We start from the raw sequence: 21,358 nt of genomic DNA, 5'->3' as shown, positions 1-21,358 counted from the left end.
TGTTGTCATGTGGAATGCATGCCTTATTCGCTCCACATTTTTTTTAATTTACCTCTTCACTTCTCGCGCAAATATGTTATAATCAGATATACGAGCAGGTGATTCATCTGTTTAACGGTTCCTTAGCTCAGCGGGAGAGCACTACCTTGACATGGTAGGGGTCGCTGGTTCAATCCCAGTAGGGACCATCAAGCTTCAGTACAAAATAGGAAAGAGGCACGATCGAGAAATTCGATTGTGCCTCTTTTTATGTCCATTTTGAGCCTTGTTTATTCCTCATTCGGCCGCTTCCGGAGCCTCGCTCATCGTTGCATCCAATAAGTACTCGCCTTTGCTGCTGTTGTCTTCGGTAGCGAAGCGCGCGTCCAGATCATTGAAATGCCACCATTCCGAAGCCAAAGGGGTCAGTCCGGCATCGGTGCAATAGCGCTGCAGGAGAATCGCCGCCTCATTCATCGTATCTGCCAAGGTGGCTTGGAGCCAGGCGGTCGGGGAACTGGATTTGACCGGTCCAGTGAACGTAGCCGAAGCCATACTCAATTCATGGATGGTTGTCGGCATCGTGTATTCCGTGTAGCCCGTTATGGCGGTCGCAGCATAGTCGCCGATGACGATTTCCTGTTGTTCCGTTATTTTCGCCAGAGTGACATCGATGGCATAGCCCATCTGATGATTCGAAATGCTTGTCGCGATAAACCAGTTGGTATCCCAAGGATGGGTATTGATGCCAGCCATCACTTCCGGATCGGCCGCAGCCAAGGTTGTCAAAGCATCCACCGTCATCTTCTGGGCGGAATAAGGACGATACCCCTCATAGATGACCAAGGTGTTTCCCTCCGCCAAGGCAGCTTGTTGTGCTAAATAAATTTTCTTTGACATGCTGTAAAGCACCGGCACGATATCGGACACTTTTCCCAGCCGCATATTGTATGCTTTCCCGTCGTAAAGCGCCTCCCCGGTTATGCCTGGGATCGTTTTTCCGGAAGAAGTGAACTTGGATGCGTACGTGTTGGTATTGTCATAGATGATGGAGGGGACCACATCCGGAAGATTGATAAAACAATAAAGATGCTGCACCCATCCTGATTCAGTAGCGGTCCGGACATACCACCAATCGCCCACTTCCTCCACCACTTCAAAAGCGGTTCCCGCCTCCAGTGCCGAAATCGTTTCGGATCCTGCATCAGCAGCCGCCTTCAGATCCATCCGGACCGAAGCATAGCCGGTCGCCCCGTTGACCGGAAGTTCCAGATCACCTTCATACAGCAATGGCTCTGACTCTTCCGGCCGGACCACCGCTGCTTCTTCGGAAGTTCCCGCTTCGGCAGTCGAACTAGACGAAGCGGTCTTAGACTCATTCGTTTCCGTTTGTTCATTCGAGCCGGAGCAAGCGGACAGCACCATCCCTGTCAGGATGCCGATGAAAACGCGGCGCCAAATTTGTCTTATTAACATATGTATATTCAGCCCTCCATTACGCGGATACGATTATTTTCACTAGTTCCAACAGCAACAGATGGAATGGATAGAAAGCATAGAAGCCCCACTTCATCAGATTGGATTTCTTGCCTTGACGGCCTTTGTAGAATAGCAGCAGCGGCATCGCCAGAAAAATGCCGATTTGGTAGGATTGCGTCCAACCGATTTCTTTGATTGAAGGGATGATGTGGAACAGAATCCCTATGATTGCAAAACTCAGCAGCTGCTTTTCGATTTGTCCCCTGAACAATCCGAAAAACAGGATCCACAAGACTGCTACATAATTCCAATCAGCCGGGACCGCCAATAGACAGCAGATTAAAACGATGAAGACTTTCAGCGGAAGGGACCAGTCCTCCCGTTTGGCCGCCGCCAATGCCACCAATCCCAACGCCAAACCCCAGATGACACTCGTTGCCTGCCACCACGGGAGACCGAAATACCAGACATACGGAAAATGCGAAACGGCGGCGAACAGCGCTAACCGCACGATATATTTCTTCAGATTGGATGTGTAATGATAGCCTTCCGCAATCATATAGCACATGATCGGGGCGGCAATCCGCCCTACTATGCGCAGCGCAACACCTTCAAGGCTGTCCTGCGGCATAAATACCGCAAAAATATGATCGAAGAACATCGCAAATATCGCAAGGTTCTTCAATGTATAGGATGATAGATCTTTTTGAATCTCGCTGATGCCTTGCATCGGTGTGCTCCTCACTGTACTTGGTTTCGCAGCGTTTGCTGTAAGCTGATCGATAGGCCAATTTGCCTGCCCTTTGCCACAGTATAAGCTTCCGGAAGTCCGCCAATCCCCGAAAAAAAGGAAGAGATTTGCGGAAAAACTTACGCAATCCAAAATTGGATACGTTAACATTTGCAAAACGCATGCGAGAAGCCATTTTTGGGCAAATTGGACCGTTCACTTTCTCTCGGATTGGACGGTCCCATAGTCCTTTGCATTTGCTAAAATTATCAGCAATATACGAAACGAGAAGGAGGACTTCCTGATGAGATACAAACCGAATTACGCCCCGGGTCCGACTGAGGTACGCGAAAATGTACGTTTGGCCCGCGCAAAAAGAACCAACAACAGCGACTTTGACAAAACATTCGTTCGCTATTACCGTGAGGTCAGCCAAAAAATGGGCAAAGTCATGGGCACCACAAATGAGGTCCTGTTACTTGCTGGTGAAGGGATCCTGGCTCTTGAGGCCGCTTGCGCAAGCCTGACGGAACCTGGCGACCGCGTACTCGTGCTGGACAACGGCATCTATGGCGAAGGCTTCAAGGATTTCGTCAGCATTTATGGCGGCGTACCGGTCGTCCTGAGTTTCGATCACCACAGCGGCATCCCCGCTGAAGCAGTACGCGCCTATCTGGAGAAGGATTCCGACTTCAAATATGCCACCCTGGTCCATTGCGACACACCGACATCGGTACTGAACAACGTAGCCGAGCTTTGTCCGTTGCTAAAGGAATACGGCATATTGACGGTGGTCGACTCCGTAGCAGGCATGGTCGGCGAGCCAATCAACGTCGACGCAAACCGGATCGACATCTGCTGCGGCGGAACCCAAAAAGCCATTTCAGCCCCAGTCGGACTGGCCATCGTTTCCGTCAGTGCGGACGCCCAAAAAGCGATGGACAACCGCAAAACGCCTATCGCTTCCTTCTATGCCAATCTGCAGGTCTTCAAAGACTATGCGGAAAAAGAATACTTGCCTTATACGACTTCTGCAGGCGATGTCGCAGCGCTCGATGCCGCTTTGGACAACATCCTCGAGGAAGGCATCGAGACCGTTTTTGCGCGCCATGACAGGATTGCTTCCGCAGTACGCGGATCCGCCCAAGCGTATGGATTGGAGTTGTTCCTGGATTCCGACCGTTCCAATACAGTCACTGCCATCAGGATACCGGAAGAAATCGGCGCCTTGCGCCTGCAGGACCACCTCAGCGAAAACTACAATCTGTTGGTCGCAACTTCATTGGCACAATACGCAGATGTGATCTTGCGCATCGGACATATGGGCGAAAATGCCTTCATCGACAAACTTATCTATGTTTTGTCCATCATCGACAACGGTCTGCGCGATCTCGGCTTCGCCGGAAACGGGGATTTGGCCCAACTTTTCATCGACATTTACAAAGAAAATAATTAGGAGGCTTCACTATGCAAAAAGCACAAGGTTATTCAAACACTCGCACGTATGATTTGGTTTTGACGGCAATCCTGATTGCGCTCGTATTCGTAGCGACGGTCTTCCTGAACATCAAATTGCCTATCACGGCAAACGGCGGACTGATCCACCTCGGCACTGCGATGCTCTTCCTCGCATCCATCCTGTTCGGGCCGAAAAAAGGCGCTATCGCCGGAGCGGTCGGCATGGCCATCTTCGACCTTATGGCCGGATGGGTTCTGTGGGCTCCCTTCACATTAGTAACCCGCGGCTTGCAAGGCTATCTGGTCGGCAGATTGGCCTGGTCGAAAGATCGTCAAGGGAACAGCTTTGCTGTGAATCTTTTAGCCACGCTGCTTTCGGTTCCCATCATGCTGGTCGGTTATTATCTGTGCGAATGGATCCTGTACGGCAATGCCATCACCCCGTTCGCTTCGATTCCCGGTAACCTCGTCCAGAACGCGGTCGGAATCGCCATTTCCTTGCCGCTGTCGGCAATTTTGAAAAAGATGAATATCGCTGGAAGATAACGAATTGAAAAGGAAGGCTCTGTCTCGGGATGAGACAGAGCCTTCCTTTTTGGTAATAGTCCTCGGGTTGTCTGATTCTTTAACGGTATCGGATTGGTATAGAGTGGGTGAAGCGTGCAATTTTATTTGGTTATTGCAGATAGCACCGGCCAGATGCCCGTATTGACGAATAAAGTACCTGTATTCGTCAATCTTGCCTTTCGCTATGCCCAAATTGTCGAATGTTTTTGAACATTCGACAAATCAGCTCTCTATTGGGGTCAAATTGTTGAATAATTTTGTAGCATTCGACAATTTGATTCGCCGAACGAAACTTTGGGATGCAGGACCACCCGCTCCTTGAAACGGAAACAACAAAAAAGCTCGGAAGCCGCTGCCTCAACAACTGTGAGTCAGGGATTCCGAGCTTTTTATTTACAGTTCTCCGTTCATAGAGAGCCGCTTAGACCTTATTTGCCGCTTGTTTGCGCTTGTTTTTTCTTCAAACGCTCTTGTTTGCGCATGTCGATCTCTTTGTAATACGCTTCCCATGATATTTCAATAGTCACGTTCTGCGAATTCGTATAGACGATGTTCTTCATATATTTCTTGCTCCTTCTTTAGCGTAACCATATGCGTACGCTACTATCTTTCAACCTCCTCATATATCCTTTTTTTCTGTATTCAGAGAAATCAAAAAGGCACTCAATCGAGTACCTTTTGTGTCTCTACTTATTATCATAAGAAAGAAAAAGGTATTCCTGTACAGGAATCGCGGCTTTTTCACTATCAAATCTAAATCTTGGAAATTCATGTTGCGGGCACCACAATGTGGCGCTACATAATAAATTTAACTTCGCTTATTTTTGGTTCCGTTTGCCTGCAGCATCCGCTGCAGAATAGAGAAAAGCCATGGTTCCATACATATAAGATGCATATGTTCTTGGACGTTGAAAGGTAACTATAACACGAATATCCGTTCGATGCAAGTGAAACTATTTCTGGAATCAGTGCTTGTTCATTCCTTGCTTTTCGACGAAGTCATGCATGTACATGCGTTGCGGATGAGAGAGCATCTCTGCCATCTGGCCGGTCCAAGTGTCGCAGCGTTCGCCTTCGGTCCGATCCCGATAGTACTCTTGGATCTCTTCGTTGTACTGCTTCAGTTGTTCTTTATAAACCGCATTATTCTGTTGATACTCATTTTCATGATAAACATGTTCGAAAGGCAGGCGCGGTTTCTGATCATTGACGCTGGCCGGATAACCGACCGCCAGTCCGAAGAGCGGGATCACTTTATCGGGAATCTTCAGGAGTTCGCTGACTTTTTCGAGGTCATTCCGCAAGCCGCCTACGTAACAGATCCCGAGCCCCATCGCTTCAGCCGCCAAAGCTGCATTCTGGGCAGCCAGGGATGCATCTACCACGCTGACCATGAATTTCTCGGTGCTCTCAAGCGAGTCTGCAACATCCTTCCCTTCCATCTTTCCGATCACATCGTGGCGATGAAGATCGGCGCAAAATACAAAGAAATGGCCATTCTCGGCAACAAAATGTTGGTTACGCGCGATTTTCGACAATGCGTGTTTTTTGTCGCGATCCGTGACTCCGATGATGGAATAGGCCTGCACAAAACTTGAGGTGGATGCAGCTTGGGCACTACGGACGATCGTTTCTATCTGTTCCGGGCTCAAAGGCCGTTCTTCAAAATCCCTTACCGTGCGATGCGCCAGGATGCGCGCGATCATTTCATTCATCTATTGTTTTCCTCGCCTTCAGAATAGCTTATATTGAATCCATAAGATCATTCTAAAGGAATGCAGCAGCCACGTCCAACCGGGTGCTCAAGGTCCCAACAGCGAAAAAGCCCCGCTCCTTTGCCATTTAGGCAAGGAACGGGGCCGGAAAATCCAGGCATTATATTTTTTTGGCTTCTTTGATTGGGCGTTCGTTTTCTTCAATCGCTCCGTCGCTCAATAATTTTTCAGCGACCAAAAACAGGATCGGCAACAGCACATCATCCGCATAACCGGCCATCGGGATAAAATCCGGGATAATGTCGATTGGACTGATGATATAAAGAATGATCCCCAACACCAGCCATTTTTTCTTGCCTTCGACTTTGGAATCGAACAGGGAAAGGATAAGTGACTTGACTTTACTGAAAGGTGTCAGACTGATTTTCTTTTTTACTTTCATTTTGCATTTTCCTTTGCTGATTGATTTGGACAACCATTCTTCGCACCTAGCTTGTGAGCGGGCTCTGACTAGTTATCGTGAACAAAGTATACTGCTTATCTTAAGTAAATGAATCAGTCTCAAGAATGATTTTTTGGCCTGTCTGAATGCCTCAGCTGTGCCCGACAATCAAATGTGGAACATAAGGCTCTTCCAGGAACGCGACTTCGGCATCGGTCAGTTTGACCGATATGGCTTCCACCGGTTTTTCCAGATGCTCCAGCTTGGTCGCTCCGATGATGGGAGCTACAACCGGTTCCTTCTGCAGCAGCCAAGCCAAGGCGATTTCGACACGGGAAACGCCTCTGTCGGCGGCTATCTGGGCCAATCGTTCGACGATGACCCGGTCCTTATCGGCAGTGGCGTCGTATTTCGAACGCGCCACATTGTCCGTTTCCATCCGTTTGGACGTCTCCGACCAGTCGCGCGTCAAACGACCTGAAGCCATCGGACTGTAGGGGGTCACGGCGATTTTTTCTTCCCGGCAAAGCGGCAGCATTTCCCGCTCCTCTTCACGGTAAAGCAGGTTCAGATGGTTCTGCATCGATACGAAGCGCGTCCAACCGTTCTTTTCTGCTACGTGCAGGGCCTTTTGGAACTGCCAGGCATACATCGCGGAAGCTCCTATGTAACGGGCCTTTCCGGATTTCACCACATCGTGCAGAGCTTCCATCGTTTCCTCAATCGGTGTATTGTAGTCCCAACGGTGGATGATGTAGAGGTCCACATAATTCATATCCAGGCGCTTCAAGCTGTTGTCGATTTCGCTCAGGATGGACTTACGGGACAACCCGGAGCCATTCGGACCCTCGTGCATCTTACCGTGAACCTTCGTCGCGATGACCACTTCATCCCGCTTGGCAAAGTCTTTGATGGCGCGTCCGAGGATTTCTTCACTTCTTCCCAGCGAGTAGACATTGGCTGTATCAAAGAAATTGATGCCCAATTCTAAAGCACGTTTGATGATCGGTCTGCTTTCCTCTTCCTTCAGCGCCCATTTGTGCAGCCAGGTATCCGGATCCCCGAAGCTCATGCAGCCCAAACAGATCCGGGATACATCCATCCCTGTGTTGCCGAATTTTACATACTCCATCTTTTTTCCTCCATTCCTCTTAAACGTACAGTCTTATTGCGCTATAAAACCGGCCTGACGACTTCCTCCAATCGGAATACCTTCTCTTTGTATTCGTAAACGAAGATGCTCCCGTTCGGGAAACCTTTCGCCAACTCCTCCGCCGGGTCTTGCCAAAGCTTCAAAAAATTGTAGCAAGCGCCGCTATGGGAGACCACCAAAACGTTCGTATGATCTTCCTGCTCCATCACTTCCGTCAGCGTCTGTGCCACCCGCTCCGCCACATCATTCGTATTTTCCCCTCCGAATGGCACAAAGAAAGACACGATTTCCTGCGGCTCTTTCGGTTTGAGCATCTCCCGCTCCCCTTCGAAGAAGCCATAATTGACTTCCTTCAATCCTTTCAAACGTGCATAGGGCATGCCGGTGATCAATTCCAGCGTATCGCTGGCCCTTTCCGATGTGGAACTGTAGGCATGATCGAAGCGGATGCCTTCCGATCCGAAATAATCCCGCACGGCCTGAGCCTGTTTGATGCCCCGTTCCGTCAAAGGCGAGTCGCTCCAGCCCTGAATCTTTCCTTGGGTATTGAACAAAGTCTCGCCGTGACGGACCAAATATAATCGTTTCATCCGCGAATCTCCAATCATTTAGGATTTTTTCAGGCTGAATGGCTGTCCCGGTGCGTAAGCATGGATCCTTTCCGGATTAACCACCCGGTCGCACAAGGATTGCGGGTCGGCGTTGAACACGTTCAGATCCGGCGCATCCACCGTGCCCCAATGGCAAAGAATCAGATGTGCTTCAGGATAGGTGTTCGCCATTTGGATGGCCCCTTCCAATCCGATATGCCACTCGTTGTCGGAAAAGTCGAAGAGAATCACATCCGGCTGCGGCATTTCCAAGTGCTCCTTCATCAACCGGGAATCTCCCGGTGCCCAGATGATTCCATCCGGTGTCTCGATCCAAAAGCCGCAGTAATCCTCCAACCGGAATACTCGGTAATTGTATTTGGCTTTTTCATTCTGCCAGGCATGGTCCGCCGGTGTCAGCGTTATTTTGGCCGGTCCGATTTCGAAACTGTCGCCGATAGTATGTCCGTTTGCTGGAAATCCTTCCGCCTGCATCAGTTCGGCCACATAATGCGGCCCGTGGAATGCTTTGGAGACATGCTCCATCGCGTGCAGCGACGGCACGCTGTAATGGTCATTGTCGCAGTGCGTAATCAGCACAGCATCCAGATGCGGGATGTTTTCAGGCGCAATCGGCATGTCGATCAGAAGCGGCATATCGAAGTCCTTCAGCATCGGATCCATCATGATGCAGGTGCCGCGGGTGTTCACGAACATCCCGCCGCTGCCCAGCCAGCGGACCTCCGTTTGGTCGATCGGTTGAAAAGCTTCTTCTCCAAAAAATACGGTAGGTGGTGGAACGGCTTGTTTGTGTGTTGCCATTTTCTTTTCCTCCTTAAAGTTGTCTAGCTTTTTCATGCAGTCTTAGTTTTTTTGTTTTTCTCAAAATGAATGCGTTCACATATCCAAAATAACACAATTCGCTAAGCAGGACCAGCAAGGACCCTGTTTCAGCGCTCCATTGAGATCAATGTTGCGCTGAAACCGAGCTGCTCACACTTCCTCCGCACTGGTTTCAGCATGCTTCGCCAGAAAATGATAGCCGCCACCGAGGATACCGCCCCCCAGCAGCAGTGCCCCTTCCAGGAAAAAAATTCCCCGTTCTGAAGTCAGCCGGAACAGGCGCTCCACCAGAACGATACCGTAAGGGGAAAAGGCTGCGCCGATATTGAATCCGACAAGCAGCAGCGATGTGGCGGCATTCGCGTTCCCCGACGCCGAGCTGTTGACTTTGTTGAAGAGATAAGGGATGAAAGTACGGAAGGAGAAGCCGCAGAATGCAGCAGCCAAACCAGTCATCCATACAGTGTCCGAGAGCCCGATCGTGACCAGAGCCATTCCCATCCCGAACAAGGCAAGCGGCAAAGTATATTTCCCGACAGCCCCAAAAACTTTTCCGAATAAAAAACCAGCTGTCATTGCACCGATGCCAATCAGGGAAAGGATGTAGCTTCCGTTCGTAGCATCGCCGTAACCGTTCGCCAGCATGAGCGGCGTGACCCGGACCGTGATCGTCATATAGAACATCACCGCCACAACGAGCAAGGTCAGATAGCCGAAAACCGCCTTGTCCATCGCATTGCTGCGTGTGCTCAAAGGATCCGTTTGCTGTGGCTGACTGGAAACGGCAGCCGGTTCAGCCGGGATATCCGGAACCAAGGCCGCGAACAGAAGCATCGCCAGCAGAGCCGCCAAGTAGACCCAAAAGGAAGTTTGCCAGTCGATCTTAAGCAGCTGCCCCACAAGAAAGGAAATGGTCATCCCGCCGATGCCTTCAAAGGCGCTCTGCAGCCCGATCATCGCCGCTCTCTCGGCCCCCTCATAAAAATGCCGGATAAAACTGACCAGGAGCGAATTGAAAAGTCCGATCCCGAATCCGAAGAGTGCCCTGGAAAGGAAAATGATCCAGAAATGATGCACAAATACCGGAACCAAGCCTGAAACCAGAACCGTAGCCAGCCCCACAAGAACAGTCCTCTTATAGCCGACTTTCCTTGCGATGGCGTGGCTGAGCAGAACCGAAACGATCAAGAACAGGGAAGGCATCGTTGTCAAAGATTCCACCAACGGCAACGGGACTTCCGGAAAATCCCGGGCGATGGCGGGCACATTCACCGCGATGGCTCCACCGGAAACGACAACAAATGAGCTGGACAACAGCGCAAGCTTCTTGAGTGTCCTCATATCCATACTGATGATTTTCCTTTCTGAATGTCCATGCCTATAATGCATACATCATTTTTCTTAATACCAGTTTAAAACGCAACCGTAGAAAAAGATAATAGTTTTTTTGCATGATTGATCATGCCCTGAAGGCATTCTTAATGCCTGCTGAATAAATCCCTATTTTTAGCTTACGGCTTCATTAGAGGTTCAATTCTAGGGGAGCTCATCCATTGGATGAAAGTCAAAAAAATGCGCAATGAAACCTTGGACAGGTTCATTGTAAGGATGGATAAAGCAATCACACAGAGACTGGTCTCTTCAAGGCGTGTTCGAATAAGCCTGAGCCCGAACTTTCTTTTCGCCAGGCTGAAGCCTCTCTCGACCTCTACTCGATCGCAGTTGTCGCTGTATTCTTGTTTTTTGTCAATCTTCTGATCCTTCTTGGGCCTGCCGAGCGACGGGCCGGATAATCGGATTCCGAGTTCTTTGCAGTAGCTTAAGTTTGTGCGATTTCGGTATATTTTATCCGCCAAAACTCGTTCAGGATACACTCCCATCCGTTCTTTGTAGCGTTCCACCGCAACTATGAGGCATTCGCTCTCGTTGTAGGCATCGAAAGAAATTTTCTCGATTCGGGCGTACCCATTGGTTATGCTCATGTCCAGTTTGGCTCCGAACTCCACCGGGTTCTTGGCTTTTCCGCGGACAATCGGGCGGATAAATGGCTGGCTGATACTGACGATGCGATCCTGCACTTTGTGCGTCCTACTTGTGTGCATGTAGAGCTGCTGTTCATACAATTTCCGCAAAGTTCCCAACAGGTCGACTTGCTTCGCTCTTAGCGTATAACCTTGCTCCATAAATGCGTCGATGTATCCTAAATCCCGCCGGATGTAGTTCAGTTGCTTGCCGATGGCTTTGCGAATTTGTTTGCCACTTTTCTTTTTCTTGCGTGCGATGTTGAGATAATCCCTTCGGGCTATTTTCCGATAGGTACGCGGTTTGGGAAGGTGGTTTGCTTCGCAGATTTCGTCGATGATGCCTTCCAACTTTTCCCGACATTCGTTCAACAGTTCCGTGTCTTGCGGGAACTTGATTTCTGAAGGCGCGCAAGTGGCATCTAGAATGAGCGTCCCTTCATTCTTAGATCCCGATGCATCATTGTCATCACTATTGTCATTATCGTCAGCTTGGGAATCATCTGCTCCATCCTCTATAGGTTTGAGGATCAATTCATTGATTTCAATCAGAATTTCGGAGGAGAGACGTTTGCGGAAGTGCACCATCGAAGAAGCATCGAACGGCTTTTCATCCTTATAGGAAGGTAGTCCGACAAAGTACTGCAGATAGGGATTTTCGCGAATCTGATTGACGACTTCGGTATCTGCATACTGAAATTCACTTTGAATAATCAAGGCACCTAGTGCCATCCTTACCGGTTTGGCGATGTTGCCTCTGTCACTGCTGAACAGAGCAGCGTACTTATCTTCAATGACTGACCAGGGAATCGAATCTGCTTTTTTGACCCAACGGTTTTCTGGGTTCATCGTAAGGCCCAATGGCTGATCGAAGTCATAAATGGTTAATTGCCGATTCGTCTGCTTTTTGTACATTTTCATCGCCTCTTTGTATCATTTTTGAAAAAAGTGCACGGGTTTTTGGTATTTCCCTCTGGAATCCATGCATCTATTATACCAAAAAACAGCTAAAAACGCTGTTGCGATAAGGTTTGTTAATTATTCAGTAGACATTTCTTAAGAAGCTCGATGAATTTAGCCACTGCCGGCGGGAAAATCTGATTCTTTTTCCAGGCGATGACCACGCCTGTCTCCAATGCAGGCGCCAAGGTCCGGAAGCAGAGCTCGGTTTCCTCACTGACCGGGACAAGTTTTTCCAAGCACAACGCAACCCCGACGCCCGCTTCCACCAGAATGGCTGCATTGTAGATCAGATTGTAGCGCCCAATGATATGCACGGCCCCATAGGCGTCGCCGAACCAATTGTCAAGTTCGTTCTGGACCAATGCTCTCCCCGGAATCAGGATCGGATAAGCCAACAGATCCTCAGGTGCAACGGAGCGCTCCTGCGCCAGCGGACTGTCCTTCCGCATGATGACACCCCAGCGTTCTTTCTGGGGAATCCGGATGAAATCATATTTATCGACATCGACCGGCTCCGTCAGCAGGCAGATGTCCAACAGCCCTTTGTTGACCCGATCCTTGATGTCATCGGCATCGGCACTGTACAATTTGTAGGTCACTTGCGGATATTCCGTGCTGAAGGTCTTGATGAAATCAGCCAAAACGCGCATGGACTGCGTTTCTCCCCCACCGATGGCGATTTCGCCGTTCATGAGCGTTTTCTGCTCCTTCAGCTCCAGTTCGGTCCTGCTGGTCAGATCGAGGATTTCCTCCGCCCGTCTTTTCAGCAGCAACCCTTCGCTGGTCAACGTGATTTTCTTTTTGCCGCGCCGGAACAAAGAAACGCCTAATTCCTCTTCCAAATGCATCAATTGGCGCGACAAGGTCGGCTGGGTGATGTGCAACTTTTCAGCGGCACTAGTGATGTTCTCTTCATAAACCACTGTCAAAAAATAATTCAGAACCCGCAACTCCATAGTCAATACTCTCCTATCCCTTGATTCGGCTTTAATCCTTCCGATTCGTCTTCCGATTACAGAGCCGTTTTTTCAGCACAGCGGGGCTGCAATCGCTTCGGTTCAAGTATCTCACATCAAGCTCCGGCCGTAAAACTGAAACAGGACAAGGACGCACCCTGCATGGCGCCGCAGCTTGCGTCCCTTCCTCCGGTGAGCAATCCACTAGCCGGAGGATACCGGCAATATTTGACCTCAACACCGATAAAGAAATTCTCGCAGAAGAACACACCCAGAATGTGGGCCGAACTCCGGCGAAGCCTGCGTTCACCGGAGAAAAGCAGTTTGCTGACGATTGCGGGTTCAGGTGTCTATAGGAACAGTTGTCCTCAACGGCATCTGTCCTTTTGGCACAACGCTACTCCTTCAACAAACCGTTGTATACCGTCTTCCAGAAGCGACTTCGGGCAGGCATAATTCCAGCGGACAAAGCGCGAACCGTTGCCGCCGAAAATATCCCCTGCGGAAAGATAGAGTCCGGTTTTCTCGCTGATGAACGCGCACAGCGCCTTCGTGTCCTCCGTTATCGCCGCGCAATCGATCCAAGCCAGATAGGTTGCTTCAGCCTCGATCACCTGGACTTCGGGAACAAGTTCCTTCAAAGAACCGATCAGGAATTCCCGGTTCAGTTCCAGATATTCCCGCAGTTCCTCCAGCCATTCTTCCCCTTCGTCGAAAGCCGCTTCAGCCGCTTGGATCGCGAAAGTATTCGGTTCCGCCACTTCATCCGTGTTGATTCCTCTGTCCACTTGTTTTCTGATTTCAGGATTCGGAATGACGATTGCCGCTGTTTGCAGTCCGGCGATGTTGAAAGTTTTCGTCGGCGCGATGCAGCTGATTGTCCGGTCAGCAATCTCCTCGGAAAGGGAGGCAAACGGGATGTACGCATGGCCGATATGCGTCAGATCGCAATGGATTTCATCGCTCACGACCAGCACATCATGCTTGATGCATAATTCGGCGATCCGTTCCAGCGTCGGCCGATCCCAGACTTTGCCGATTGGATTATGCGGGTTGCAGAAAATGAACAGCGAAGTCGTTTCGCGGGCGAGTTTTTCTTCCAGGTCCGCGAAATCGATGGCATAGCTTCCGTCTGCATAGCGCAACTCGCTCGCCAAGACTTTCCGGCCGTTGTTCAGGATGGAATTGTAAAAGATGTTGTAGACAGGCGCAAGGACAACGATGTCATCACCTATTCCCGTCATTTTCCTGACGATTGAGGAGATGGCAGGAACGACGCCTGTGCAATAGAGAATCCATTCTTTTTCCATCGCAAACCGGTGCCGCCTCTGCCACCAACGGATGATGCTCTCCCGGAAACTGTCAGGGACGGTATTATAGCCGAAAGTGCCTTGCCGCAGACGCTTTTCGATGGCGTCAACAACAGCAGGCGCCGTTCCGAAGTCCATGTCCGCCACCCACATCGGCAACTCATCCGCTTTGACATCCCACTTATAAGAGTTGGTGTTCCGTCTGTCGATGATCTGGTCAAAATCGAATGGCATATTCCTGTTCCTCCGCAAGCTGGTATTTGGTGTTCTCGGCCGCGACTTCCGGGTCATCCAAGATCAGTTCTCCGATTCCGGCAGCGGTTATCGTGCCGCTGATCGGATTCTTGACACTGTCGATGCGGCTGTTCGCTTGAACGTCGACCGTCGAGTATTCGAATGCCAGATCCGTGTTGATGATCGTACAATTCTCCATCTTCACGTTTTCCATGTAGCACATGCCCTGGTTGCTCTCGATGATGCAATCGATGAAGGTGATGTTTTTCGAATTCCAACCCAAATATTCGCCGATGATCGTCGAATCCCTGACGACCACATTCTCGCAATTCCAGAAAGCATCTTTTGAAAGCAACTTGGCATGTGAAATTTCGATATTTTTGGCACCATCAAAGGCATAATTCCCCGATAGCGTAAAATGCTCAATACGGATATTTTCGCTGTTCATCGCAAAATAATCGCCCACAGCGTTTACTTGTTTCAAGGTAATATCATTGCAGTTCCATAACGTTTCTTGGGCATTTGGCATTTCCACTCGTTCCAACTTGATATCGGCAGCTCGTCTGAATATCTTGGGCGCTTGGATCATGCTGTCGGTTATCGTGATGCCATTTGTGTACCAAATGCCGGAACGCGCAGTTTCCACTAAAGTGATGTTGTTTGCCTGGATGTTCCGTGCATACCACAATGGATATTTCCAGCGGAAGATCGTGTTTTCGAGTACGATATTGTTGCTTTCCTTCAAGGGAGACTCCCCGTCCGCAAAGACTGAATGACTGATCTGCAGGTCTTTTCCTTTGAAAAGAGCCCGTTCCCCGGTGAATAGCTGTTGATTAAGATGTTCCATAATTTATTACCCCTCTCTGATACAATCAGAGCGTACACCTTAACCTTTACATTAAGTCAAGCAATAAAAATAAACCCACCAAATGGCGGGCTTAGTTCGTACTTTTTTCTTTTTCTGCTTCCAGCTGGGAGCTAAAGTCTTCATTTTTCACTTGAAGGCGCTCCTCGTAGAAATCAATCTTATTTTCGATCACCTCAAGATTGTGCATCAATGCTTGTATATCTTTTTCCAACAAGCGTCGCCGCTTTTCCAAGAGTTCCATCCGTTCCAGCATCGTCGCATCCCCTTCGGCACGCCAAATGGTGTACTGCTTCAGTTCCGCCATCGACATGCCGGTGCCTTTGAGATGCAGAAGAAAAGTTACCCATTTTAAATCCTGATCGGTATAGACGCGCAGGTTGTTCTAATCGCGATCCGGTTTCAACAGCCCTTCATTTTCATAGTAGCGCAGCGTCGACACAGGCAGACCGATCATTTTCGAAAATTCTCCGATTGAATAGGACATGCAATCCCACCTCCATTTATTACGCATACTATAGCACTATTTTTTAGTGAAAGGAAAAAGCATCGGAACTCTTTTGGTGTATTCTTCCCATCCATCGTATTTCTCCATATTTTTCTCCAGTAATGGCGTCGATATTTTGATTAATACGGTACTCATTAAAATAGGCGAGATGATTAATAACAGATAATAATAAGGGTTGATGGAATCCGTGAAGAACAGCGTAATACCACTTGCATACAATCCGATCCAAATCAGGATTTCACCGAGATAGTTTGGATGACGTGTGATTGACCATAAGCCTGTTTGCAGAAGTGTGCGTGTTTTTTTGTTGATGTGTTGTCTTAGTTGCTCATCCCCGACTACTTCAAAGAACAATCCTACCAACGCAATGAAAAGTGCGGCATAAACAAAATAGCGGTGAGCTGAATCAAAACTGAATTCGTTGTATTTGATGACCACATAGCTGGCAGATCCAACGATAAAGTTGATGATACCCTGAACCACAAACACTCTGAAAAAGGCGGTGATGACTACTTTATCGCCCCACTCTTTCCGCCACTGTGCGTACCTGAAATCTTCAGGCTTCCCGTAATTTCTTTTCAATAAGCGCAAAGATAATCTAAGTCCCCACACCGTAATAAATCCAACAATGGCATACGATAAAACGGTGGGATTTTCAGTCACAAGCAGTGTAAGCCAGCTCCCTACAACAAATCCCATCCCCCAACCAATATCGACAATGGAATTGTTTTTAATGATTGTTGCGATAATAAAGATGATCGTAAAATAGGCAAAGGTAAAAAGTAACGGGACAAGCAGTCCGTCCAAACCAGTATTCGTGAATCCTTGTGTCGCTATCGCTAATGTTGCTATAAATAATAGCGTATAAATGACAATTCTTTTCTTATCCATAGGCCACCTCTTTCAAATTTCTATACATCCTGCCACACCAAAAAAAAGTAAAATAATTCAGCCCGTTCTATCGCTAAGATGTAGTACTCTCATTGTACACTAATATATAACAAGCAATCGAATAAAAGCTCTTACATGAAGCCCGAATTTTCTACCCTTTTCAGAGAATGCTCAAATTGAACAGGCCATGTGCTTTCACCTCCATTTTCAAAGATACAACAGTACGATATTTTGAGAACGGAAAAGAATCCTGAGCTCGCGCTTGACTTAAAGTGCACTCTAAGGAGTATGCTGAAACTAACATTCCTAAGGAGATGATTTTATGGCAAAAGTAACGGCAGGAAGAGATTTATTGGGTGATTTTGCACCAAAATTTGCTGAATTGAATGACGATGTTCTGTTCGGGCAAGTCTGGTCACGGGAAAAGGAATTCGCATCGCGCGATCGTTCTATCGTCACCATCACAGCGTTGATTACAGGCGGAAACTTTGAACAGCTTCCGTTTCACTTGAACAAAGCCAAGGAAAATGGCGTGACCAAAGAGGAACTTGTGGAAATCATCACGCAGCTCGCGTTCTATGTCGGTTGGCCGAAAGCATGGTCCGCTTTCAACATCGCCAAAGAAATTTACACAGATTAATTTTCAGGAGGAAAAAAATATGGCAAAAAACGAAGAAGTAAAAAAAGGCGTCATTTTCCCGATTGGAGATGAAAACACAGCTTACGCGCAGTATTTTATCGGCCAAAGTTATTTTAATGCACTGGTGGCTGATCCCGAAGTGGCTGTCGGCGTCGGCAATGTGACCTTTGAACCCGGTTGCCGCAATAACTGGCATATCCATCACGACGGTTACCAAATTCTGTTGGTCACCGGCGGAGAGGGTTGGTATCAAGAAGACGGCAACCCTGCCCAATCATTAAAGCCAGGGGATGTCATCGTGACCCATGACGGTGTGAAGCACTGGCACGGTGCCGCCAAGGACAGCTGGTTCGAACACATCGCCATCACCGCAGGAATACCGGAATGGTTGGAAGCTGTTGCTGATGAGTTTTATGAGGAACTTCACCAATAATTGCAAAAAAGAATGTCCTACCTTGAGTTTCAAGGCCGGATATTCTTTTTTGATTGTATGGTATTAATGAAAAAAATTAGCGGTGGCCGTTAGTCTGAGGAACTCGCTCTTGTCGGGCCTCCAACTCCGGCGAGGCAGCTGCCTGCCGGAGGACACGCTTTAGATCCGACTGCAACGCCTGCGAAGTTCGCCTCTCCGGAGATCAAAACTAGTAATGTTGGCCGAACTCCGGCGAAGCCTCCGTTCACCGGAGGAGAAAGATCAGGTGACCTAAACTCACGTCAGACGACCATTCACCGTCAAATCAATCTTCCACTATATATATCGCCGCTTCATTGCCAGTATGGTTCACGGCAACGATGATGTCACGATTTGCTTCATTCACTACCATGATATTGGACGGCCCGCAGCCTTTGTCGACGATTTCGGTTTTGAATTCACCGTCCACATATTGAATATAGAACAGGTCGCAGTTTTCGCGACGGATGCCGCCTCATTCTTAAGTCATTATCTCCACCAGGTAAACGATGCATTCATCTGCTCCAGGACTTGTTCGCTGACAAAATTGGAAACAATCGGCAGGTCCTTGAAGTTTTCCATCGGCTTATCCAGATACTGCAAGGCCACATCATTGTTGCGCATCATAGGCAATTGTTCGAAGATCACTTTTCGGGCTGGTGTATATTCCAATAGTTCCCGGTAGGACATCTCGGTTGTGACTTCAGGGCAATAGTTCCGTGTCGGCATGTACGTGACGCGGTATTCACCTGCTTTGACTGTGACTTTTGCGCTATCCTCTAAAGCGACCGCAGACTGCAGCCACTCTGTTTTCTGTGCTTCTTCAAGCGTCAGATCCGGCAGGGTGATGGTTGCGATCGTCCCGAAAGGCACGCGGAAAGCGAAATCCAATTGTCCGTCCGCTAAAATTTCCCACGCGCTTTCGATGCGTCCGGATACCGATTGATAGTACCCTTCCGCTTTGCCCAACTGCGCACTCGGTTGCGGTGCCAGGAAGAAGTGTTTGTATCCTGGCTGACTGCTGTCCGCCTGGATGCCCAGCACGCAACGGTACAGCCACTCCACGATCGAGCCATAAGCATAGTGGTTCAAGGAGTTCATGTCCGTCCCGGAGATTTTCCCGTCCGGCAAAATTGAATTCCAGCGTTCCCAAATGGTGGTCGCACCCATTTTCACCGCAAACAACCAGCTCGGATAGTCCTCATTCAGCAATAAACCATACGCCAGTTCGTTCATGCCGTTCTTACTCAAAGCTTCCGCAAAATACGGTGTCCCGACGAACCCGGTCTGAAGGTGGACACCGCTGGAAATGACTTTGTCATAGAAGTCTTTCGTCATCCGCTCTTTGAATGGTTCTGGGCAAAGATCGAAATAGTGGAAGAGGATGTAGGCTGTCTGGGTCGTTACCGCCAAGCGTCCCGTAGTAGTCAGGTATTCATTTTGGATGGCTTGTTTCACTTCCAAGGCCAATTGGGTGTACGCCAACGCATCATGCGTATTGCCCAAAACCTCCGCGGCCCGTGCCAGCAAGGAAGCCGAATGATAGTAATACACGGATGCAACCAGAGCAGTGTCGGTGCCGCCCATCGGTGAGTGCGGATTATCCCCGTCCAACGCCAACCAATCACCGAACTGGAACCCGCTTGTCCAGAGGCGTTTGTCTCCGGATTTCGTATCTTCGCGAACGATATAGTCCACCCAATCTTTCATGGTCGGATAGTGTTCCTTCAGCAACGAACGATCGCCGTATTGTTCGTAAAGCACCCAGGGAATGACTGTCGCCGCATCCGACCAGGCGGCTGCGCCGGATCCGGTAACGAATCCGGCATCTCCTTCCGGCTTGATCTGTGGAACAACAAATGGAACGGATCCATTGAGCGCTTTTTGCTCCAAACGGAGATCGTGCATGAATTTTTTGTAGAAAGCCGGAGTGTACATATTATAGCTCGCTGTGCGGGCAAAAATCTGCGCATCACCAGTCCAGCCCATGCGCTCATCCCTTTGAGGACAATCCGTCGGCACATCCAGGAAATTACCTTTTTGCCCCCAAAGCGCATTCTTCAGCAATTGGTTCACATCCGGATTGGCTGTGATCATGCCGCTCGTCTCTTCCAGTTCGCTCTGGAGCACGTATCCTTTGAAGCCTAGATCCTGTTCCAGGAGATCGACACCGGTTATTTTGGCGTAGCGGAAGCCGTAAAATGTAAAGTACGGACGCACTTCGGCCGCTTTACCATTGCTGATGTAGGTGAATTTCGCTTCCGCCGTGCGTAGATTATCGCGGTAGAAGTTGTCTTCCTGCAGCACTTCGCCGACTTCATAGGTGATGACGGTTCCATCCGGCACATCCGCGGAGAACGTGATCCATCCTGTCATGTTCTGTTTGAAGTCCAATACTTGCTCTCCTGCAGGGGTAATAATCAGTTCTGGCACGAAGGCATCCACGATTTTAACCGGAACACTCAACCGTGCCTGAAGTTCTTCGGTATCCGTATCGCTCAGTTGCATCCGTTCCCAGCAAACAGCTGAATCTGATTCGCTGTATTTGTTCCAACCGTCGATTTCTAGGTTCGCGTCATACACTTCCCCGTCGTATATGCTACTGGAGACGAGCGGCCCCTCAGCGACTTCCCACGTATCATCGCTGGCGATGATTTCTTCCGTTCCGTCCTCATAAGTAACGATGCATTCCGCGATCAGGCGGAACTGATCCCCGTACAGATCTTCATATCCACCGTCGAATCCGAAGCGGCCTTTGAACCAGCCGTCCCCCAGCATGAAGCCGATCGCATTTCCACCTGCTTGAAGGGCTTCTGTGACATCGTACGTCTGGTATTGCTGCCAAAAATCATAAGAATGGAAGCCGGGAGCCAAATATTCGTCACCGATTTTTTCTCCGTTCAGATACAGTTCATAAATACCCAGTCCTGTCGCATAAACGCGTGCCTTACGGATAGGTTTTGCAGGCAGGCGGAACAGTTTGCGCGCAAGCGGCATCCTTTGCAATTGTCGGGCAGGTTCGATCCATTTTCCGGTCCACAGTTCCTCTTCCTTCGCCGTCTCGAAGTAGTGGATTTCGGAAGAAGACTCGTCTCCATCAGCATTCTTCGCAATCACTTTCCAGAAGTAGCGCGTGCGCGGCTGCAGCTTGATTTCCGGCTGATAGCACAGCGGATCCAAATCGGCTTGCATCCCGCTGTCATGGATGACCTCTTCAAAGTTCTCATCCAGTGCGATGAGGACACGGGTTCCCTGCAATTCCTCCTCAAACGGCGCCTCGATTATCCACGATAAAGCCACCGTGTCCATCAAAAAGCCGATAGGATTCATTAGGTAATTGGTTTTCAGATTATATATATTCATTGTGTGTGCTCCTGTCTTAAAAAATGAGAGTGGGACAAAAGGCATTTAGGCCCGGACCACTGGAGCGAATAAGCGCAAGATTATCGCAGACCATCTGAGCATTTTTCGTGAAGTGGAACCAGGGCCTGCCTTTTGCCGCACGTTTGCGCAAATAATATTCGGATATAATTTCAGGCTGGGTTTTTGTCCCAGCCTGTAAC

Annotated in this window: 21 protein-coding genes and 1 tRNA gene; 5 read left to right on the top strand and 17 right to left on the bottom strand. The window is 49.1% G+C overall.

From position 1 onward, the window contains the following. Nucleotides 1–116: 116 nt before the first annotated feature. Nucleotides 117–188, top strand: a tRNA-Val gene (locus PH235_RS04320). 88 nt (nucleotides 189–276) lie between these two features. On the opposite strand, the gene PH235_RS04315 is transcribed toward PH235_RS04320, so the two are convergent. Together PH235_RS04315 and PH235_RS04310 are read right to left on the bottom strand one after the other, a co-directional pair. Beyond that, nucleotides 277–1,455 carry an SH3 domain-containing protein gene (locus PH235_RS04315; RefSeq protein ID WP_272161185.1) on the bottom strand — a complete coding sequence of 393 codons (1,179 nt, stop codon included), beginning with the start codon at nucleotides 1,453–1,455 and terminating at the stop codon, nucleotides 277–279. A gap of 19 nt (nucleotides 1,456–1,474) precedes the next feature. Continuing rightward, the gene (locus PH235_RS04310) at nucleotides 1,475–2,188 is read right to left on the bottom strand and encodes a TraX family protein (RefSeq protein ID WP_272161184.1); all 714 of its coding nucleotides are present in this window, start codon (nucleotides 2,186–2,188) and stop codon (nucleotides 1,475–1,477) included. A gap of 304 nt (nucleotides 2,189–2,492) precedes the next feature. Between PH235_RS04310 and PH235_RS04305 the strand changes: the two genes are divergently transcribed. Both PH235_RS04305 and PH235_RS04300 read left to right on the top strand, forming a co-directional pair. Further along, nucleotides 2,493–3,644, top strand: coding sequence for a pyridoxal-phosphate-dependent aminotransferase family protein (locus PH235_RS04305; protein ID WP_272161183.1), 1,152 nt, complete (start codon nucleotides 2,493–2,495; stop codon nucleotides 3,642–3,644). An 11-nt stretch (nucleotides 3,645–3,655) separates the two neighbouring features. After that, the gene (locus tag PH235_RS04300) at nucleotides 3,656–4,192 is read left to right on the top strand and encodes an ECF transporter S component (RefSeq protein ID WP_272161182.1); all 537 of its coding nucleotides are present in this window, start codon (nucleotides 3,656–3,658) and stop codon (nucleotides 4,190–4,192) included. 449 nt (nucleotides 4,193–4,641) lie between these two features. Here the strand turns inward: PH235_RS04300 and PH235_RS04295 are convergent, their stop codons facing one another. From PH235_RS04295 to PH235_RS04230, 14 genes are all read right to left on the bottom strand, one after another. After that, nucleotides 4,642–4,773 carry a hypothetical protein gene (locus PH235_RS04295; RefSeq protein WP_255356057.1) on the bottom strand — a complete coding sequence of 44 codons (132 nt, stop codon included), beginning with the start codon at nucleotides 4,771–4,773 and terminating at the stop codon, nucleotides 4,642–4,644. Between the two features lie 405 nt (nucleotides 4,774–5,178). After that, the gene (gene nfsA / locus PH235_RS04290; protein ID WP_272161180.1) at nucleotides 5,179–5,928 is read right to left on the bottom strand and encodes an oxygen-insensitive NADPH nitroreductase; all 750 of its coding nucleotides are present in this window, start codon (nucleotides 5,926–5,928) and stop codon (nucleotides 5,179–5,181) included. Between the two features lie 160 nt (nucleotides 5,929–6,088). Further along, nucleotides 6,089–6,370: a DUF1232 domain-containing protein gene (locus tag PH235_RS04285; protein ID WP_272161179.1), complete on the bottom strand. Its 282-nt coding sequence runs from the start codon at nucleotides 6,368–6,370 to the stop codon at nucleotides 6,089–6,091. Between the two features lie 151 nt (nucleotides 6,371–6,521). Further along, a complete protein-coding gene (locus PH235_RS04280) occupies nucleotides 6,522–7,502 on the bottom strand; it encodes an aldo/keto reductase (protein ID WP_272161178.1) in 981 nt (326 codons plus the stop codon). A 41-nt stretch (nucleotides 7,503–7,543) separates the two neighbouring features. After that, nucleotides 7,544–8,113: a histidine phosphatase family protein gene (locus tag PH235_RS04275; RefSeq protein ID WP_272161177.1), complete on the bottom strand. Its 570-nt coding sequence runs from the start codon at nucleotides 8,111–8,113 to the stop codon at nucleotides 7,544–7,546. Between the two features lie 18 nt (nucleotides 8,114–8,131). Then, entirely contained in the window at nucleotides 8,132–8,935 is an 804-nt protein-coding gene (locus tag PH235_RS04270; RefSeq protein ID WP_272161176.1) for an MBL fold metallo-hydrolase, read from the bottom strand. A 171-nt stretch (nucleotides 8,936–9,106) separates the two neighbouring features. After that, a complete protein-coding gene (locus tag PH235_RS04265; RefSeq protein WP_272161175.1) occupies nucleotides 9,107–10,303 on the bottom strand; it encodes an MFS transporter in 1,197 nt (398 codons plus the stop codon). 164 nt (nucleotides 10,304–10,467) lie between these two features. Beyond that, nucleotides 10,468–11,892: an IS5 family transposase gene (locus tag PH235_RS04260; RefSeq protein ID WP_272161174.1), complete on the bottom strand. Its 1,425-nt coding sequence runs from the start codon at nucleotides 11,890–11,892 to the stop codon at nucleotides 10,468–10,470. A 119-nt stretch (nucleotides 11,893–12,011) separates the two neighbouring features. Beyond that, a complete protein-coding gene (locus PH235_RS04255; RefSeq protein ID WP_272161173.1) occupies nucleotides 12,012–12,896 on the bottom strand; it encodes a LysR family transcriptional regulator in 885 nt (294 codons plus the stop codon). A gap of 368 nt (nucleotides 12,897–13,264) precedes the next feature. Continuing rightward, on the bottom strand, nucleotides 13,265–14,440 hold the full coding sequence (locus tag PH235_RS04250; protein ID WP_272161172.1) for a MalY/PatB family protein: 1,176 nt from the start codon (nucleotides 14,438–14,440) through the stop codon (nucleotides 13,265–13,267). Then, nucleotides 14,424–15,287, bottom strand: a complete 864-nt coding sequence (locus tag PH235_RS04245) for a DUF3737 family protein (RefSeq protein ID WP_272161171.1) — start codon at nucleotides 15,285–15,287, stop codon at nucleotides 14,424–14,426. Before PH235_RS04245 ends, PH235_RS04250 begins: the two co-directional genes overlap by 17 nt. A gap of 91 nt (nucleotides 15,288–15,378) precedes the next feature. Continuing rightward, nucleotides 15,379–15,618 (bottom strand): hypothetical protein, encoded by a 240-nt coding sequence (locus tag PH235_RS04240; protein ID WP_272161170.1) that lies wholly within the window; start codon nucleotides 15,616–15,618, stop codon nucleotides 15,379–15,381. A gap of 72 nt (nucleotides 15,619–15,690) precedes the next feature. Beyond that, a complete protein-coding gene (locus tag PH235_RS04235; RefSeq protein WP_272161169.1) occupies nucleotides 15,691–15,792 on the bottom strand; it encodes a MerR family transcriptional regulator in 102 nt (33 codons plus the stop codon). A 36-nt stretch (nucleotides 15,793–15,828) separates the two neighbouring features. Beyond that, nucleotides 15,829–16,704 carry a DUF1295 domain-containing protein gene (locus PH235_RS04230; protein WP_086990238.1) on the bottom strand — a complete coding sequence of 292 codons (876 nt, stop codon included), beginning with the start codon at nucleotides 16,702–16,704 and terminating at the stop codon, nucleotides 15,829–15,831. Nucleotides 16,705–17,026: 322 nt separating this feature from the next. Between PH235_RS04230 and PH235_RS04225 the strand changes: the two genes are divergently transcribed. Continuing rightward, complete coding sequence (locus PH235_RS04225; RefSeq protein ID WP_272161168.1) at nucleotides 17,027–17,344, top strand: carboxymuconolactone decarboxylase family protein; 318 nt, start codon at nucleotides 17,027–17,029, stop codon at nucleotides 17,342–17,344. A 19-nt stretch (nucleotides 17,345–17,363) separates the two neighbouring features. Continuing rightward, the gene (locus tag PH235_RS04220) at nucleotides 17,364–17,777 is read left to right on the top strand and encodes a cupin domain-containing protein (RefSeq protein WP_272161167.1); all 414 of its coding nucleotides are present in this window, start codon (nucleotides 17,364–17,366) and stop codon (nucleotides 17,775–17,777) included. A gap of 507 nt (nucleotides 17,778–18,284) precedes the next feature. Here PH235_RS04220 and PH235_RS04215 read toward each other — a convergent pair. Then, nucleotides 18,285–21,158, bottom strand: coding sequence for an alpha-L-rhamnosidase (locus PH235_RS04215; protein ID WP_272161166.1), 2,874 nt, complete (start codon nucleotides 21,156–21,158; stop codon nucleotides 18,285–18,287). Between the last annotated feature and the right edge of the window lie 200 nt (nucleotides 21,159–21,358).

Origin of the sequence: Trichococcus sp. K1Tr (assembly GCF_028309625.1) — a bacterium.
Taxonomy (GTDB): Bacteria; Bacillota; Bacilli; order Lactobacillales; family Aerococcaceae; genus Trichococcus.
This window is presented reverse-complemented; position numbering and strand designations above follow the sequence as displayed.

Excerpts from the sequence above, each read along its gene's own strand:
- PH235_RS04315 (WP_272161185.1), bottom strand. The coding sequence starts at position 1,455 with ATGTTAATAAGACAAATTTGGCGCCGCGTTTTCATCGGCATCCTGACA.
- PH235_RS04310 (WP_272161184.1), bottom strand. The coding sequence starts at position 2,188 with ATGCAAGGCATCAGCGAGATTCAAAAAGATCTATCATCCTATACATTG.
- PH235_RS04305 (WP_272161183.1), top strand. The coding sequence starts at position 2,493 with ATGAGATACAAACCGAATTACGCCCCGGGTCCGACTGAGGTACGCGAA.
- PH235_RS04300 (WP_272161182.1), top strand. The coding sequence starts at position 3,656 with ATGCAAAAAGCACAAGGTTATTCAAACACTCGCACGTATGATTTGGTT.
- PH235_RS04295 (WP_255356057.1), bottom strand. The coding sequence starts at position 4,773 with ATGAAGAACATCGTCTATACGAATTCGCAGAACGTGACTATTGAAATA.
- nfsA (WP_272161180.1), bottom strand. The coding sequence starts at position 5,928 with ATGAATGAAATGATCGCGCGCATCCTGGCGCATCGCACGGTAAGGGAT.
- PH235_RS04285 (WP_272161179.1), bottom strand. The coding sequence starts at position 6,370 with ATGAAAGTAAAAAAGAAAATCAGTCTGACACCTTTCAGTAAAGTCAAG.
- PH235_RS04280 (WP_272161178.1), bottom strand. The coding sequence starts at position 7,502 with ATGGAGTATGTAAAATTCGGCAACACAGGGATGGATGTATCCCGGATC.
- PH235_RS04275 (WP_272161177.1), bottom strand. The coding sequence starts at position 8,113 with ATGAAACGATTATATTTGGTCCGTCACGGCGAGACTTTGTTCAATACC.
- PH235_RS04270 (WP_272161176.1), bottom strand. The coding sequence starts at position 8,935 with ATGGCAACACACAAACAAGCCGTTCCACCACCTACCGTATTTTTTGGA.
- PH235_RS04265 (WP_272161175.1), bottom strand. The coding sequence starts at position 10,303 with ATGGATATGAGGACACTCAAGAAGCTTGCGCTGTTGTCCAGCTCATTT.
- PH235_RS04260 (WP_272161174.1), bottom strand. The coding sequence starts at position 11,892 with ATGTACAAAAAGCAGACGAATCGGCAATTAACCATTTATGACTTCGAT.
- PH235_RS04255 (WP_272161173.1), bottom strand. The coding sequence starts at position 12,896 with ATGGAGTTGCGGGTTCTGAATTATTTTTTGACAGTGGTTTATGAAGAG.
- PH235_RS04250 (WP_272161172.1), bottom strand. The coding sequence starts at position 14,440 with ATGCCATTCGATTTTGACCAGATCATCGACAGACGGAACACCAACTCT.
- PH235_RS04245 (WP_272161171.1), bottom strand. The coding sequence starts at position 15,287 with ATGGAACATCTTAATCAACAGCTATTCACCGGGGAACGGGCTCTTTTC.
- PH235_RS04240 (WP_272161170.1), bottom strand. The coding sequence starts at position 15,618 with ATGTCGATGGCGGAACTGAAGCAGTACACCATTTGGCGTGCCGAAGGG.
- PH235_RS04235 (WP_272161169.1), bottom strand. The coding sequence starts at position 15,792 with ATGTCCTATTCAATCGGAGAATTTTCGAAAATGATCGGTCTGCCTGTG.
- PH235_RS04230 (WP_086990238.1), bottom strand. The coding sequence starts at position 16,704 with ATGGATAAGAAAAGAATTGTCATTTATACGCTATTATTTATAGCAACA.
- PH235_RS04225 (WP_272161168.1), top strand. The coding sequence starts at position 17,027 with ATGGCAAAAGTAACGGCAGGAAGAGATTTATTGGGTGATTTTGCACCA.
- PH235_RS04220 (WP_272161167.1), top strand. The coding sequence starts at position 17,364 with ATGGCAAAAAACGAAGAAGTAAAAAAAGGCGTCATTTTCCCGATTGGA.
- PH235_RS04215 (WP_272161166.1), bottom strand. The coding sequence starts at position 21,158 with ATGAATATATATAATCTGAAAACCAATTACCTAATGAATCCTATCGGC.